The sequence below is a fragment of the Brevundimonas sp. NPDC046655 genome, assembly GCF_044901625.1.
In the GTDB taxonomy this organism is placed as follows: Bacteria; Pseudomonadota; Alphaproteobacteria; order Caulobacterales; family Caulobacteraceae; genus Brevundimonas.
On the sequence record NZ_JBJDPV010000001.1, the window covers coordinates 1338654 to 1351708 of the forward strand.

Genomic DNA, 13055 nt, shown 5'->3' on the forward strand with positions numbered 1-13055 from the left:
ATGAAACCCGTCTCGATGCGCGCCCTGGCGCTCGCCGCCGCCCTGACCGGCCTCAGCCTCCCGGCCTTCGCCGCCGAACTGTCGCCCCAGGCCCGCGCCCAGATCACCGGCACGGTCGAGCGCAACCAGCCGGCCCTTGACCACGCGGCGCTCGAAATCTGGAAGTTCGCCGAGCTGGGCTATCAGGAGACCCAAAGCTCGAACCTGCTGCAGGGCCAGCTGCGCGAGGCCGGCTTCCAGGTCACGCCGGGCATCGCCAATGAACCCACCGCCTTCCTGGCCAGCTTCAAGAACGGCGACGGCCCGGTCATCGCGGTTCTGGCCGAATACGACGCCCTGCCCGGGCTGTCGCAGACGATGAACCCGGTGCAGGAAAGCGCGGGCGGCCACGCCGGTCACGGCTGCGGTCACAACCTGTTCGGCGCCGCCTCGGTCCACGCCGCCATCGCGGTCAAGGACTGGATGGTCGCCAACAACATCAAGGGCGAACTGCGCGTCTATGGCACCCCCGCCGAGGAAGGCGGCTCGGGCAAGGTCTATATGGTCCGCGACGGCCTGTTCGACGACGTGGACGTGGCCGTTCACTGGCACCCCGGCAACGTCAACAGCGCCCGTCAGGGCGACACCATGTCCAATGTCTCGGGCAAGTTCCGCTTCTACGGCACGGCCGCCCACGCCGCCGCCGCCCCCGATCGCGGCCGCTCGGCCCTGGACGGGGTCGAGGCCATGAACGCCATGGTCAACCTGATGCGCGAGCATATTCCCGACCGTACCCGCATCCACTACGCCATCACCGACGGGGCCAAGGCGCCCAACGTCGTCCCCGCCTTCGCCGAGAGCTACTACTACGTCCGCCACAATGACCCGCAGATCGTCCGCGACGTGCTGGAGCGGGTGAAGAAGGCGGCCGAAGGCGCGGCCCTCGGCACCGGCACCCGCGTCGAGTTCGAGGCCATCGGCGGCGTCTATTCCATGCTGCCGAACGAGGCCCTGATGACCGTCATGGACCGCAACCTGCGCCATGTCGGCGGCATCACCTGGACGCCCGAGGAAATCGCCCTCGCCACCGAGATCCAGAAGACCTTGCCGACCAAACCGGACCTGGCCTCCGTCGGCACGATCGAGCCGGCCGTGATCGGCGGCGACTTCGGCGGCTCGACCGATGTCTCGGATGTGTCCTGGGTCGCACCCACCGTCGGCCTGTCCACCGCCACCTTCGTCCCCGGCTCGGCGGGCCACAGCTGGCAGAACGTGGTCGCCGCCGGCTCGACCATCGGCCTGAAGGGCGCGCACCTGGCCGCCAAGACCCTGGCCCTGACCACCGCCGAACTGTTCCAGAGCCCGGACACCATCGCCGCCGCCAAGACCGAGTTCGAGCGTCGCCGCGGACCGGACTTCAAATACGAGGCCCTGCTGGGCGACCGCGCCCCGGCGCTCAACTACCGCGACTAAGCCCCGCGCCCCTTCTCCCCTTGAGGGAGAAGGTGGCCCGTCAGGGCCGGATGAGGGGTGTCGGCGCAACATTGAAATCAATGTCGCCCGCCTACCTCGCCGCTCCAATCCCTGAAAATCACGGCGTTTGCGCGCCTCTCTGGCCCATTTGGCGCGCGCCCGTCCCTTCATGCGCCATAGTGAGCGGTCCGCCAGCGCCCCGGAGGGATTTCAGACTATTCAGACGAATTAGACTCTATTTTTCGTCCCGCCTTCGACCGCGCCGTCCTCCTCGACACGAGAGGCCGGCCGTCCCCGGACCGCTCGCGCCGGTTGTCCGGCGTGGATGTCGCGCCCGCGCCGCTCGACCTCCTTCAGGATGACCGCCAGTTCCTTGTCGGTCAGGTGCTCGATGCCGATGAAGCCCGCATCGGCCTTCTTCACCGCATAGACCAGCTCGTCCAGCTTGGCGTGCATGGCCGCCGCGTCGCGGTTCTGGGTGTTCTGGATCAGGAAGACCATCAGGAAGGTTATGATGGTCGTGCCGGTGTTGATCACCAGTTGCCAGGTCTCGCTGAATTTGAAGACCGGGCCCGTTACGGCCCAGCCCAGCACCAGCAGCAGACACAGGATGAAGGTCCACGGCCGTCCCGCGACCTTGGCCGTCGTATTGGCGAAATGGTTGAACAGCTTTTCCATGGCCGTTTAACCCGCCTGAACGGCCGAGGTTGCTCAGAGGGCAGGCTGGGGCATGGGCGGCGGTCGGCGCTCATGCGTGGCCTGCTCATAGGCATGGCCCAGCGACAGGATGCGGGCGTCGTCCCACTTGCCGCCGATGAAGCTGAGGCCCACCGGCATCCCCCGGTCAAAGCCCATGGGCACGCTCAGGTGCGGGTAGCCCGCCACCGCCGCCAGCCGACTGGCCGAGCCCTGCATGTCGTCCTCGTCTTTGGGATCATTGGTCCAGGCGCGCGAGGTGGTCGGCGCGATCAGGGCCACGACGCGGTGCTCGGCCATCATGCGGTCGATCCCGTCAGGTCCCGCCGCCTTCAGCGACTTCGCCCGCGCCTCGACATAGGCGGGGTCGGTCAGGCCGCCAGTCGCCTGGGCCCGCTCAAACAGGTCCTGGCCGAACAGGACCGTTTCGCGCGGTTCGGCGGCGTTGAAGGCGATGACGTCCGCCAGGGTTCGCGCCTTGACCTGAGCGGGGTCGGTCGAGGCCAGATAGAGGTTCAGATCGTGCTTCAGCTCGGTCAGCAGGACCGTCAGCTCCCAGCCGCCGATGGCGCGCAGGTCGGGCGGGGCCTGTTCGATCTCGACCACCTCGGCCCCCGCCGCGCGCAGGGCGACCAGGGCCCGCTCGAACTCCGCGCGCGTCTCGGCCGAATAGGCGGGCAGCAGGAAGCGCATCACCCCGATGCGGGCGCCGCGCAGGCTGTTGGCGTCCAGCGCCGCGCGATAATCGACTTTGCGCGCATCCGCCTCGACGGTGGCCGGATCGGCGGGATCGGAACCGGCGATGACGCTCAGGACGATGGCCGCGTCCTCGACCGTCGTGGCGATGGGACCGGCGGTGTCCTGGGAATGGCTGATGGGCACGATATGGGTGCGGCTGACCAGGCCCACAGTCGGCTTGAACCCCACCACGCCGTTGACCGAGGCCGGGCAGGTGATCGAGCCGTCCGTCTCGGTGCCTATGGCGATCGGCGCCAGTCCGATGGCCACCGCCACCGCGCTGCCCGAAGACGAGCCGCAGGGCGTGCGCGCCGGGTCATAGGGGTTGCGCGTCTGGCCGCCGACGGCGCTCCAGCCGCTGATCGAGTCCGACGAGCGGATATTGGCCCACTCCGACAGATTGGTCTTACCGAGGATGACAGCCCCCGCATCTCGCAGCCGCGCCACGATGGGCGCGTCACGGCCGGGCGCATGGCTGAGCAAGGCCAGCGAACCGGCCGTGGTCGGCATGTCGCGGCTTTCGATGTTGTCCTTGAGCAGAACCATCACGCCCTGCATCTGGGCGTTGCCTCCGTCCTGTATCCTCAAGGCGTCTGGCGGCGACCATCGCAGCACGCTTCGGTAGCGCTCATCCATGGTCTGCAGCATTCCGATGAACGACGCCGCAGAGGTCGCCCTCTCTCGGCAGATCTCGACGTCTGCTCCATCCGGAATGGAACGTCCGCGCGCGGCGGCGTCGCGACGAATTTCGGCTTGCTCGGCAGGAGCCATCTGGCTGAGCAATCGGCAGCCGGAATGGGATGCCGTCGCCTGTGCGGCTGCCGGGGTTGCAGCCCCCCAACAGAGAGCTCCGGCAGCCGCCGCCGCGATCAATCCGCCTTGACGGGCGCCCGCGTGCCGATGGTGCGGTCGAGGAAGTCGAGGTAGGTGCGCCATAGGTGAAGCTGCCTCTCATTGCCGCGCACGCCGTGGCGCTGTCCGGGATAGAGCATGGTCTCGAACGGGATGCTCTTGGCCTGAAGCCCGTCCAGCACCCGCGTCGTGTTCTCGAAGATGACGTTGTCGTCAGCCATGCCGTGCAGCAGCAGCAGACGTCCGGTCAGGTTGTCCAGACGCCCCAGCACGTCGGATGCGGCATAGCCTTCCACATTGGCCTGCGGCGTCGACATGTAACGCTCGGTATAGGCCGTGTCGTAGAGGCTCCACTCGGTCGGCGGCGCGCCGGCCAGGGCCGAGGCCAGACCCATCTTCGGCTCGGTCAGGGCCATCAGGCTCATGAAGCCGCCATAGGACCAGCCCATCATGGCGATGCGGCTGTCGTCAACGTAGGGCAGCGACCGCAGGTAGTCGGCCGCGATGACCTGATCCTCGATCTCCGGCTGGCCCATCTTCAGATAGAGGGCCTGCTTGAAGGCCGCCGAACGGTCGCCCTCGCCCCGGTTGTCCAGGCGGAAGACGATGTAGCCGGCCTCGGTCAGAAGCTGGTTGGTCGCGCCCTGCCATGCGTTCTTGACCCCGCCGCCCGAGGGGCCGCCGTAAACCTGCATGACGACCGGATAGGTCTTGGTCGGATCAAAGCCCGGCGGCGTGGTCATCTGCCACATCAGGGTCTCGCCGTGGCTTTGCAGCGTGCCGAAGGTCGGCTTCTGCTGGCGCTCGGCATAGGGCCAGAAGGGGTGGCCGGGCTGGAGCTTGTTTTCCTCGATCCAGCGCACGCGCGTGCCGTCAATGGAATAGAGGGCCGACTGCGACGGCGTGTTCACGTCGGTATAGTTGCCGACATAGGCCGTGCCCGTGTCGTTGACCGAGGCGCTCCACCAGCCGCCGCGCGGCGTGATCTCGGTCGGGGCTGCGGTCCGCTTGTAGCTGGCGCGGAACAGCTGCTGCTCGATCGGGTATTCCTTGCCGTCGCGCATGGAGGCGGTGAAGAAGACCTCGCCCGTCGTCGGATTGACGCCCGCCAGCGACTTGACCGGATAGTTCCCCTGCGTGATCGCGCGCAGGCGGCGACCGTCGCGGTTATAGAGGTAGAGGTGGTTCCAACCGCTCTCTTCCGAGGCCCAGATGAAGTTGCCGTCCTCCAGCGCCTTGAAGCTATGGGTCAGCGGCACCCAGGCGGTCGAACGCTGGGTGACGATGACGCGGCTGGCGCCGGTCGCAGGATCGACGCTCAGCAGGTCCAGGGTCTTTTGGTCGCGCGAAAGGCGCTGGACGTACATGGTCCGCCCGTCCTTGGCCCAGTTGACGCGGCCCAGATAGATGTCGGCATTGGCGCCCAGGTCGACCTTGACCCGTTTGCCGGCCTGCACGTCCTGCACATAGAGCTCGACCAAGGCGTTGGGGCGACCGGCGCGCGGGTAGCGCTGCTCGATCACCGAAGCGCCGCCGCCGGTGATGTCCAGGCGCGGGATCACATCCACCTGCGTCTCGTCGGTGCGTTGCAGCGCGATGAAGCGCTCGTCCGGGCTCCACCAGTAGCCGGTGTCGCGATCCAGCTCTTCCTGAGCGATGAACTCGGCCGTGGCCCAGGTGATCAGGCCCTCGCCGTCCGTGGTGATCGCCTGCTCGGCGCCCGTGGCCAGGTTCAGCACCACCAGGTCCTGATCGCGCACGAAGCTGACGAAGGAGCCCTTGGGCGAGACCTTGGCGTCGATCTCGTCCGCCGTGGTTTCCGTCAGGCGACGCACACTGCCGTCGGCGCGGTTGGCCAGGAAGATGTCGCCTTCCAGCGGGGCCAGGATGTAGCGGCCCTGCTCGTCCCACGAATATTCGACCACGCCGCGCTGGCTGATGCGCATGCGCTCGCGGCGCGCCTTCTCGGCCTCGGACAGTTCGCCGGCGTCCGGCACCAGGGCGCGGGCGTCGATCAGCTTGAACGGCTCGCCCCCCTTCACCGGCGCGGCCCACAGGTCCAGCACGTCCACGTCGTCCTCGCGCGAGCGCAGGAAGGCCAGCAGTTCGCCGTCGGGCGACAGGCTGACGCCCTTGGCCACCGGCCCCGACAGGGACGGATTGGCGAAGACCCGCTCGACCGTCAGGATCGAGGATGCGGGCGCCGTCGCCGCCGGGGGCGTCGCCGGCTGCGGCGTGGACTGGGCGAAGGCCGAGGTCGCGGCCATCAGGATCGTCGAAGCAAGAAGAAATGTGCGCATGGCGGCGAAGCTAGAGGCGGAATCTTCCGCCGTCATCCGCAAATCTGCGCGGCTGCGACGCCCGCGAGCCTTTCGCATTCGCCCGCGACCGCCTAGTTAGGCCCCATGTCCGACGCCTCCCTCGCTACGCCCCCCGTCAAGGCCAGCCCCTTCCACGACCTCGAGGTCCTGTGGGTCCGCCACTGGAACGACCAGCTGTTCAGCTTCGGCGTGAAACGGCCCGAGGATTTCCGCTTCCGTTCGGGCGAGTTCGTCATGATCGGCCTGCCCGGCGAAGACGGCGGCAAGCCGGTGCTGCGCGCCTATTCCATCGCCTCGCCCTTCTGGGCCGAGGAACTGGAGTTCTTCTCGATCAAGGTCGAGGACGGCCCGCTGACCTCGCGCCTGCAGAAGATCGTCGCGGGCGACAGCGTCCTGATGGGCAAGAAGCCGACCGGAACCCTGGTGCTGGACGCCCTGACCGGCGGCGAGCGTCTGTGGCTGATCGGCACAGGCACGGGCCTGGCGCCCTGGCTGTCGGTCGCCCGCGATCCCGAGACCTATAGCCGCTTCAAGCAGGTCATCGTCTGCCACACCGTGCGCAACGTCGCCGACCTGGCCTACCGCGACTTCTTTACGCACGAGATCCACGACGATCCGCTGATCGGCGACGAGGCCAAGGCCCAGTTGACCTATTATCCGACCGTGACCCGCGAACGGTTCGAGACGCCGGGCCGCATCACCGACCGCATCAAGTCGGGCGACGTCTTCGCCGACCTGCAACTGCCCATCGGCTTCTCGCCCAACAGCGACCGCGTCATGCTGTGCGGCTCGATGGCCATGATCAAGGAGACCGGCGAACTGCTGGAATCCTACGGCCTTAAGGAAGGCTCGAACGCCGAACCCGGCGACTATGTTCTGGAGCGCGCCTTTGTCGGCTGACCTGATGACCGCCCCCCGCACCGTCGCCATCGACGACCGCAAGGCCCCGGAAGACTGCGCCACCATGGTCGACGTGCGTCAGGGCGTCGATGCCCTCGACCGCGCCCTGGTGACCTTGCTGGCCGAGCGTCAGCGCTACATGGACGCCGCCGCCCGCATCAAGCCGAACCGCGACGCCGTCTTCGACCAGGCCCGCATCGACGACGTGGTGGCCAAGGTCCTGGCGGCCGCCCAACCCGCCGGCCTGTCGCCCGACATCGCCGAGCCGGTGTGGCGTCTGCTGATCGACCGCTGCATCGCCCACGAGTTCGCCAAGTACGACGCCACGCGGGGCTAAACTTTCCTTCTCCCCTTGAGGGAGAAGGACCAAGGGTCACCCCTTCAGACCCCTCAGCATCAGTTCGTGGCGGTAGGCGGCGATGTCGCCAAGGGCCACGTCCAGCGCCGTCCTGACCCGCTCCAGTCCCGCCGCGGCCAGCGCCTGCTCGCCGTGCTCAACCTCATGGCAGACCGCGGCCAGATCACGCGCGCCGATGCCGGCGCTGGCCCCGCGAATGGTGTGGACGGCATCGCGCCAGCCCTCGGACGCCGCGTCCAGCAGCGGCGACCACAGGGCCGCCTGCTGGACGAACAGGCCCAGCACCTCTTCGGTCACATCATCCATGCCGCCGGTCATGGTCTCGAGGACGGTGAAATCCACCGCCCCCGTCAGATCACGTCGCGCCATCAGGCTTCCGGGCTCTTGGCCAGACGGGCGTTCTTCGACGACCACAGCAGATAGATGGCCAGGCCGAACAGGTTCCACAGCAGGAAGTAGAGCTGGGTCGAGGCCTTCAGGCTGAAGAAGAAGACGATGCAGCCGATGATGGCGATGCCGCCGACCAGCCACCACAGCGGGGTCCGGAACTTGCGCTCGCGGTTCGGCTCGCGCACGCGAAGCACGATCAGGCTGACGCCCACGGCCATGAAGGCCATCAGGGTGCCGGCGTTGGCCAGAGAGGCCAGTTCATCCAGACGCATGATGCCGGCCAGGATGGCGACGACGACGGCGGTGAAGACCGTCACCACGACCGGCACGCCGCGATTGGAGATCTTGGCCAGGCGGTTGGGCAGCAGGCCGTCGCGGGCCATGCCCAGGAAGATGCGGCTCTGGCCGAACAGGAAGGCCAGCAGCACGGTCGGCAGGGCGATGACGGCGGCGGCGGCGATCCACTGGGCGGCCACGCCCTGGCCGAGGCCGCGCATGATCAGCGACAGGGGCTCAGGGCTGTCCGAGAAGCTGGCGACGGGCGCGGCGCCGATCGCAGCGGCGGCGACGACGATATAGAGGACCGTGCAGACCACCATCGAGCCGATGATGCCGATGGCCAGATCGCGCTCGGGTTTTTTGGTCTCCTCGGCCGCCGTGGCGATGGCGTCGAAACCGTAGAAGGCGAAGAAGATGATGGCCGCCGCCGCCATGACGCCCGTCTGGACGAAGGGGGCGCCGAAACCGTGCGGCATGAAGGGGGTGAAGTTGGCGGCGTCGAAGTTCGGCAGGGCGATGGCGACGAAAGCCACCAAGGCGGCGATCTTCACCAGCACCAGCACGGCGTTCAGCGTGGCGCTTTCCTTGGTGCCCATCAGCAGCAGGCCGGTCACCACGGCGATGATGAAGACGGCGGGCAGGTTGATCAGACCGCCCTCGACGTGCGGGCCGACCGTCAGGGCCAGCGGCAGGTCGATGCCCAGGCCGGCCAGGAAGGGAATGGCGTACCCCGACCAGCCCACGGCCACCGCCGAGACGACCAGCGAATACTCCAGGATCAGGCTCCACCCCACGACCCAGGCGAAGATCTCGCCCAGCGAGGCGTAGGAATAGGTATAGGCGCTGCCCGAGGCGGGCATGATGGTCGACAGCTCGGCATAGGCCAGAGCCGCGCAGGCGCAGACCAGACCGGCCAGGGCGAAACTGATCAGCACCGCAGGACCGGCCAGCCCGGCGCCGACCCCGATCAGGGTCAGGATGCCGGTGCCGACGATGGCGCCGACGCCCAGGGCCATCAGGTGCGGCCAGCTCAGCGTCTTTTTCAGCGCCGGCCCCTCATGCGGGACCAGCATGGCATCGATCGATCGCCGACGGTTCCAGAACGCCATGTGTGTAATTTCCTCGTGCCGCGTCTGCCGGCGGCTGATTCCGGCCGCGACCTTAGCGCGCGGAACAAACTTTAGAAAATCCCGCAATCAGCCCTTGCGCCCGCTCCGCTTCCTGAGTAATAGGACGGCCCTTCGGGCAACCCAGCGGGTCGCTGCGAAGAACCGGCGCCACACCAAGGGCGCAGACGACGGTACGGGTGATTAGCTCAGTTGGTAGAGCAGCTGACTCTTAATCAGCGGGTCCACAGTTCGAACCTGTGATCACCCACCATCGTCTCTCTCAAATATGTCCAGACCAGGCTCTCCCTTCTCGGGGGATATCGGCGCGCCATTCGCTGCGTTCCTGTTGAAGGCGAAGCGCAGCCTCTTCCCAAGACTCATTGTCGCAGGCAGGAAACAGGCTCTGCCCTTCCTACTGCCTTGCTGGTGCGCCCATGCCCTCTGGACTGATGGCCCTGATCGACGATGTAGCGAGCATCGCCAAGCTGGCCGCCGCCTCCATCGACGACGTCGGCGCCGCATCAAGCAAGGCCGCGAGCAAGGCGGCCGGGGTCGTGGTGGATGACGCCGCAGTCACGCCGAAGTACGTCACTGGCCTGTCGCCCAGCCGCGAGCTGCCGATCATCGGCCAGATCGCCGTGGGCTCGATCCGTAACAAGCTGCTGCTGATCCTGCCGGTCGCGCTGTTGCTGACCGCCTTCGCGCCCTGGGCCATCACGCCCCTGCTGATGTGCGGCGGCGCCTACCTCTGCTTCGAAGGGGCGGAGAAGGTGCTGGAGATGTTCGGCGGCCACGAGGCCGAGGAAGCCCCAGTCAGCGACGACCCCGCCCATCTGGAAAAGACCACGGTCGCAGGCGCCGTGCGGACCGACCTGATCCTGTCGGCCGAGATCATGACCATTGCCCTGGCCGACGTCGCCGACGCGCCGCTCGCCACCCAGGCCGGGGTTCTGATCGTGGTCGGCCTGGCCATGACCGTGGCCGTCTACGGCGCAGTGGGCCTGTTGGTGAAACTGGACGACATCGGCCTGCACATGGCCGAACGCGCATCCAGGACCAGCCGGGCCGTTGGGCGCGGCCTGGTCAAGGCCATGCCGGGCGTCTTCTCGTCATTGTCCGTCATCGGCACCGTGGCCATGTTGTGGGTCGGCGGCGGCATTCTGCTGCACGGCACGCACACGCTGGGCCTCGCCTGGCCTGCGGAACCCGTGGAGCATCTGGCTCATGCGGTCGGGGCGGTGTTCGGGCCGCTAGCCGGCGCGATCAGCTGGACGATCACCGCCCTGCTGTCGGCCCTGTTGGGCCTGATCGTCGGCGGGGCGCTGGCCGTTCTGCTGCATCAGGCCTTGCGCCTGTTCGGACGCGGCGCGCACTGACCAGCGGCGTCAGGTGACCTGACGCTTCTCCAGCTTCCGGGCCAGGGTGCGGCGGTGCATCCCCAGACGCCGCGCGGTCTCGGAGATGTTGAAATTGGTCTCCGCCAGAACCTCATGGATGCGCTCCCACTCCAGGGTCTTGATCGAGGTCGGACGGGCGCTGAGGGCGGCGTCGGGGTCGCCTTCCTGTCGGGCGAAGGCCGCCTCGATCTCGTCCGTGCCGGCGGGCTTGGCCAGATAGTGACGCGCGCCCAGCTTGATGGCCTCGACCGCCGTGGCGATGCTGGCGAAGCCGGTCAGGACCACGATATCCAGTTCCGGATCAAAGGCATGCAGGGTCTGAACGCAGGTCAGGCCCGAGGCCGCCCCCAGCTTCAGATCCACCACGGCGTAGCGCGGATGATGAACCGCCAGCAGTTCCACCAGCTGCTCGTGGCTGCGCGCCGCAACCACCTCATAGCCCCGTCGTTCGAACGACTTGCGCAGGGTCTTGGCGAAGGCCTCGTCATCCTCGACGATCAGCAACTGGCGGGGGGCGTCGTTCGGTTCGGTCATTTGGGAGCCAGGGCCTCCAGAGGCAGGGTCAGGCGCACGCTGGCGCCCCCGTCGCGTCGATTGACGGCGACGACGCCGCCGCCCAGCTTGCGCATCACATTGACCAGCAGGAAGAGCCCCAGCCCCGCCCCCGCCCGTCCCTTGGTCGACTGATAGGGCTGGCCCAGCCGCTCGAGGATGTCGGGCGTGAAGCCGGGGCCGTCGTCGTTGAACTCGACCGACAGCAGATCGTCGCCCAGCGTCGCCGCGATGACCATTCGCTCGGCCCCGGCTTCATGGGCGTTGTCGAGCAGGGCGCTGAACACCTGCTTCAGGGCGGGGTCGGCGATGATGCGCGGATTGCGCGGCGTTGGATCCTTCAGCACCACACCCATGGCGTCGTTCGACTTTTCACGCCAGTCCGCCACGATCTCGGACAGGAAGCCGCCCAGGGTGGTGATGGTCGGCGCCTCACCCCGCGCCTCGCCCGCCGACATCAGGATGCCGGTGACGATGGTCTTGCAACGCTCGACCTCGGCCTGCATCTCGGCGATGTCGGACGTCAGGTCCGCGTCGGCGACCAGGGCCGGCATCCGTTTCCAGTCGCTCAGAATGACCGACAGCGAGGCCAGGGGCGTGCCCAGTTCGTGCGCCGCGCCCGAGGCCAGCAGCCCCATGCGGACGATGTGATCCTGCTCCGCCGCCTGCTGCCGCGCGTCGGCTAGGTAGGCGTCGCGCGCCCGCACGTTCTGCGTCGTGCGCGTCACGAAGGCGACCAGCAGCACGGCAATCAGGATGAAGTTGACCAGGGCGCCGGCCTGGATCAGCCCCATGTGGGCGTCGGTGTCGGGCGGCAGCGGCAACGGCTGGTGCCAGACCGCCAGCCAGGCCAGACAGGCGCTGGTGACCAGAACAAAGCCCCAGGCGTAGGGCGGCCGCAGCAGCACCGCCGCCAGCACGATCTGCATCAGATAGAGGGCGGCGAAGGGATTGCTGGTCCCGCCGCTGAAGAAGAGCAGCCAGGTCAGAGCGGCCACGTCCACGAAGAGCGCCAGCATCAGTTCGGGATCGGTCACGCTCTGACGACGCAGGGTGACCGGGGCGCTGGCCAGGTTCATCATCGCCAGCCCGGCCGGCGCCAGCAACAGCATCCCCAGCGGCAGCGGGATCTTCAGCCCCCAGTGGACGACAGTGATCGTCACCACCTGGCCGATCACCGCCAGCCAGCGCAACTGGATCAGCAACAGCATGTTGCGCCGCCCCGCCGCGCCCGGCGACACCGACGCCTCGGCCCGGTCGTCCAGACCCAGCAGGCTGCGCGCGAACCGCATCGCGCTCATCGCCTGCGCTTCCTTTCCTCGCGCAGGAAGAAGACAAAGCCCGCCGCCGACATCAGCGCCAGCCCGAACCAGGTCAGGGCATAGATCAGGTGGCTGTTGGCGAAGCGCACCACGGTCAGGCCGCCGCGCGGCCAGCCGCCGGGATTGGGGGTGGCGTCGGCGTCGATGAAGTAGGACGCGACCGGCCCTTCGAGGCCCCTCGCCTTGGCGATGGCCGTCACATCGCGCGAGAACCAGCGGTCACCCGCCGGATCATTGGCGCGCAGGAAACCACCATCCGGCTCGCTGAGACGCAGCAGGCCGACAACGGTGTGCGGCCCCCCAATCTGACCCGCGGCGCGATCCGCCGCCTTCCGACGCTCGGGCGGAACGAAGCCCCGGTTGATCAGGACGGTGAAGCCTTGATCGGTCGTCAGCGGCGTCACGACCCAATAGCCTGGACCGAGGTCCGTGACCGCCTTCACCAGGGCCTCGCGCCGATGATCGAAGCGGCCGCTGACGACGACCCGACGATACTGATCGGCCTGGCGCGTGATGATCTGGCCCGGCGGCGGCGCGGCGACGGGCGCGGCGTGGATGCGGGCGTCGACCTGACGGATCAGGTCCTGCTTCCATGCCAGCCGCTGCACCTGCCAGACGCCGAGCGCCGAGAAGCCCGCGAACAGAACCGCGAACACGACCGCGCCCAGGATCAGGGCGGTCATGCTGCG

The 13055-nt window shown here is 67.9% G+C and carries 12 protein-coding genes and 1 tRNA gene; 5 read left to right on the forward strand and 8 right to left on the reverse strand.

What is annotated here, in order from left to right; all coding sequences use genetic code 11:
• Nucleotides 1-1452, forward strand: a complete 1452-nt coding sequence (locus ACI2KI_RS06565) for an amidohydrolase (protein WP_404618554.1) — start codon at nt 1-3, stop codon at nt 1450-1452.
• A 228-nt stretch (nt 1453-1680) separates the two neighbouring features.
• On the opposite strand, the gene ACI2KI_RS06570 is transcribed toward ACI2KI_RS06565, so the two are convergent.
• The 3 genes from ACI2KI_RS06570 to ACI2KI_RS06580 all read right to left on the reverse strand — a co-directional run bounded on the left by ACI2KI_RS06570 (nt 1681) and on the right by ACI2KI_RS06580 (nt 6038).
• Entirely contained in the window at nt 1681-2130 is a 450-nt protein-coding gene (locus ACI2KI_RS06570) for a low affinity iron permease family protein (protein WP_404618556.1), read from the reverse strand.
• 33 nt (nt 2131-2163) lie between these two features.
• Nucleotides 2164-3657 (reverse strand): amidase, encoded by a 1494-nt coding sequence (locus ACI2KI_RS06575; protein WP_404618558.1) that lies wholly within the window; start codon nt 3655-3657, stop codon nt 2164-2166.
• Nucleotides 3658-3755: 98 nt separating this feature from the next.
• The gene (locus ACI2KI_RS06580) at nt 3756-6038 is read right to left on the reverse strand and encodes a S9 family peptidase (RefSeq protein WP_404618560.1); all 2283 of its coding nucleotides are present in this window, start codon (nt 6036-6038) and stop codon (nt 3756-3758) included.
• Nucleotides 6039-6143: 105 nt separating this feature from the next.
• Here ACI2KI_RS06580 and ACI2KI_RS06585 point away from each other — a divergent pair, with 105 nt between their 5' ends.
• Nucleotides 6144-6959: a ferredoxin--NADP reductase gene (locus ACI2KI_RS06585; RefSeq protein WP_404618562.1), complete on the forward strand. Its 816-nt coding sequence runs from the start codon at nt 6144-6146 to the stop codon at nt 6957-6959.
• Nucleotides 6960-6963: 4 nt separating this feature from the next.
• Nucleotides 6964-7296 (forward strand): chorismate mutase, encoded by a 333-nt coding sequence (locus ACI2KI_RS06590; protein WP_404618564.1) that lies wholly within the window; start codon nt 6964-6966, stop codon nt 7294-7296.
• A 36-nt stretch (nt 7297-7332) separates the two neighbouring features.
• Here ACI2KI_RS06590 and ACI2KI_RS06595 read toward each other — a convergent pair whose 3' ends face one another.
• Complete coding sequence (locus tag ACI2KI_RS06595; RefSeq protein ID WP_313472709.1) at nt 7333-7686, reverse strand: Hpt domain-containing protein; 354 nt, start codon at nt 7684-7686, stop codon at nt 7333-7335.
• Nucleotides 7686-9095, reverse strand: coding sequence for an amino acid permease (locus tag ACI2KI_RS06600; RefSeq protein ID WP_404618566.1), 1410 nt, complete (start codon nt 9093-9095; stop codon nt 7686-7688). The genes ACI2KI_RS06595 and ACI2KI_RS06600 overlap by 1 nt, the downstream gene beginning before the upstream one ends.
• A 195-nt stretch (nt 9096-9290) precedes the next feature.
• Between ACI2KI_RS06600 and ACI2KI_RS06605 the strand changes: the two genes are divergently transcribed.
• Nucleotides 9291-9366: transfer RNA gene (locus tag ACI2KI_RS06605), tRNA-Lys, on the forward strand.
• A gap of 163 nt (nt 9367-9529) precedes the next feature.
• Nucleotides 9530-10471, forward strand: a complete 942-nt coding sequence (locus ACI2KI_RS06610; RefSeq protein WP_404618568.1) for a DUF808 domain-containing protein — start codon at nt 9530-9532, stop codon at nt 10469-10471.
• 9 nt (nt 10472-10480) lie between these two features.
• Here the strand turns inward: ACI2KI_RS06610 and ACI2KI_RS06615 are convergent, their stop codons facing one another.
• Genes ACI2KI_RS06615 through ACI2KI_RS06625 form a run of 3 tightly spaced genes read right to left on the reverse strand, consistent with a single transcriptional unit; the run spans nt 10481 to nt 13049 of the window.
• Entirely contained in the window at nt 10481-11026 is a 546-nt protein-coding gene (locus ACI2KI_RS06615) for a response regulator transcription factor (protein ID WP_404618570.1), read from the reverse strand.
• Nucleotides 11023-12345: an ATP-binding protein gene (locus tag ACI2KI_RS06620; protein WP_404618572.1), complete on the reverse strand. Its 1323-nt coding sequence runs from the start codon at nt 12343-12345 to the stop codon at nt 11023-11025. The genes ACI2KI_RS06615 and ACI2KI_RS06620 overlap by 4 nt, the downstream gene beginning before the upstream one ends.
• Nucleotides 12342-13049 (reverse strand): SURF1 family protein, encoded by a 708-nt coding sequence (locus ACI2KI_RS06625; RefSeq protein WP_404618574.1) that lies wholly within the window; start codon nt 13047-13049, stop codon nt 12342-12344. Before ACI2KI_RS06625 ends, ACI2KI_RS06620 begins: the two co-directional genes overlap by 4 nt.
• Between the last annotated feature and the right edge of the window lie 6 nt (nt 13050-13055).

Excerpts from the sequence above, each read along its gene's own strand:
- ACI2KI_RS06565 (WP_404618554.1), top strand. The coding sequence starts at position 1 with ATGAAACCCGTCTCGATGCGCGCCCTGGCGCTCGCCGCCGCCCTGACC.
- ACI2KI_RS06570 (WP_404618556.1), bottom strand. The coding sequence starts at position 2,130 with ATGGAAAAGCTGTTCAACCATTTCGCCAATACGACGGCCAAGGTCGCG.
- ACI2KI_RS06575 (WP_404618558.1), bottom strand. The coding sequence starts at position 3,657 with ATGGCTCCTGCCGAGCAAGCCGAAATTCGTCGCGACGCCGCCGCGCGC.
- ACI2KI_RS06580 (WP_404618560.1), bottom strand. The coding sequence starts at position 6,038 with ATGCGCACATTTCTTCTTGCTTCGACGATCCTGATGGCCGCGACCTCG.
- ACI2KI_RS06585 (WP_404618562.1), top strand. The coding sequence starts at position 6,144 with ATGTCCGACGCCTCCCTCGCTACGCCCCCCGTCAAGGCCAGCCCCTTC.
- ACI2KI_RS06590 (WP_404618564.1), top strand. The coding sequence starts at position 6,964 with ATGACCGCCCCCCGCACCGTCGCCATCGACGACCGCAAGGCCCCGGAA.
- ACI2KI_RS06595 (WP_313472709.1), bottom strand. The coding sequence starts at position 7,686 with ATGGCGCGACGTGATCTGACGGGGGCGGTGGATTTCACCGTCCTCGAG.
- ACI2KI_RS06600 (WP_404618566.1), bottom strand. The coding sequence starts at position 9,095 with ATGGCGTTCTGGAACCGTCGGCGATCGATCGATGCCATGCTGGTCCCG.
- ACI2KI_RS06610 (WP_404618568.1), top strand. The coding sequence starts at position 9,530 with ATGCCCTCTGGACTGATGGCCCTGATCGACGATGTAGCGAGCATCGCC.
- ACI2KI_RS06615 (WP_404618570.1), bottom strand. The coding sequence starts at position 11,026 with ATGACCGAACCGAACGACGCCCCCCGCCAGTTGCTGATCGTCGAGGAT.
- ACI2KI_RS06620 (WP_404618572.1), bottom strand. The coding sequence starts at position 12,345 with ATGAGCGCGATGCGGTTCGCGCGCAGCCTGCTGGGTCTGGACGACCGG.
- ACI2KI_RS06625 (WP_404618574.1), bottom strand. The coding sequence starts at position 13,049 with ATGACCGCCCTGATCCTGGGCGCGGTCGTGTTCGCGGTTCTGTTCGCG.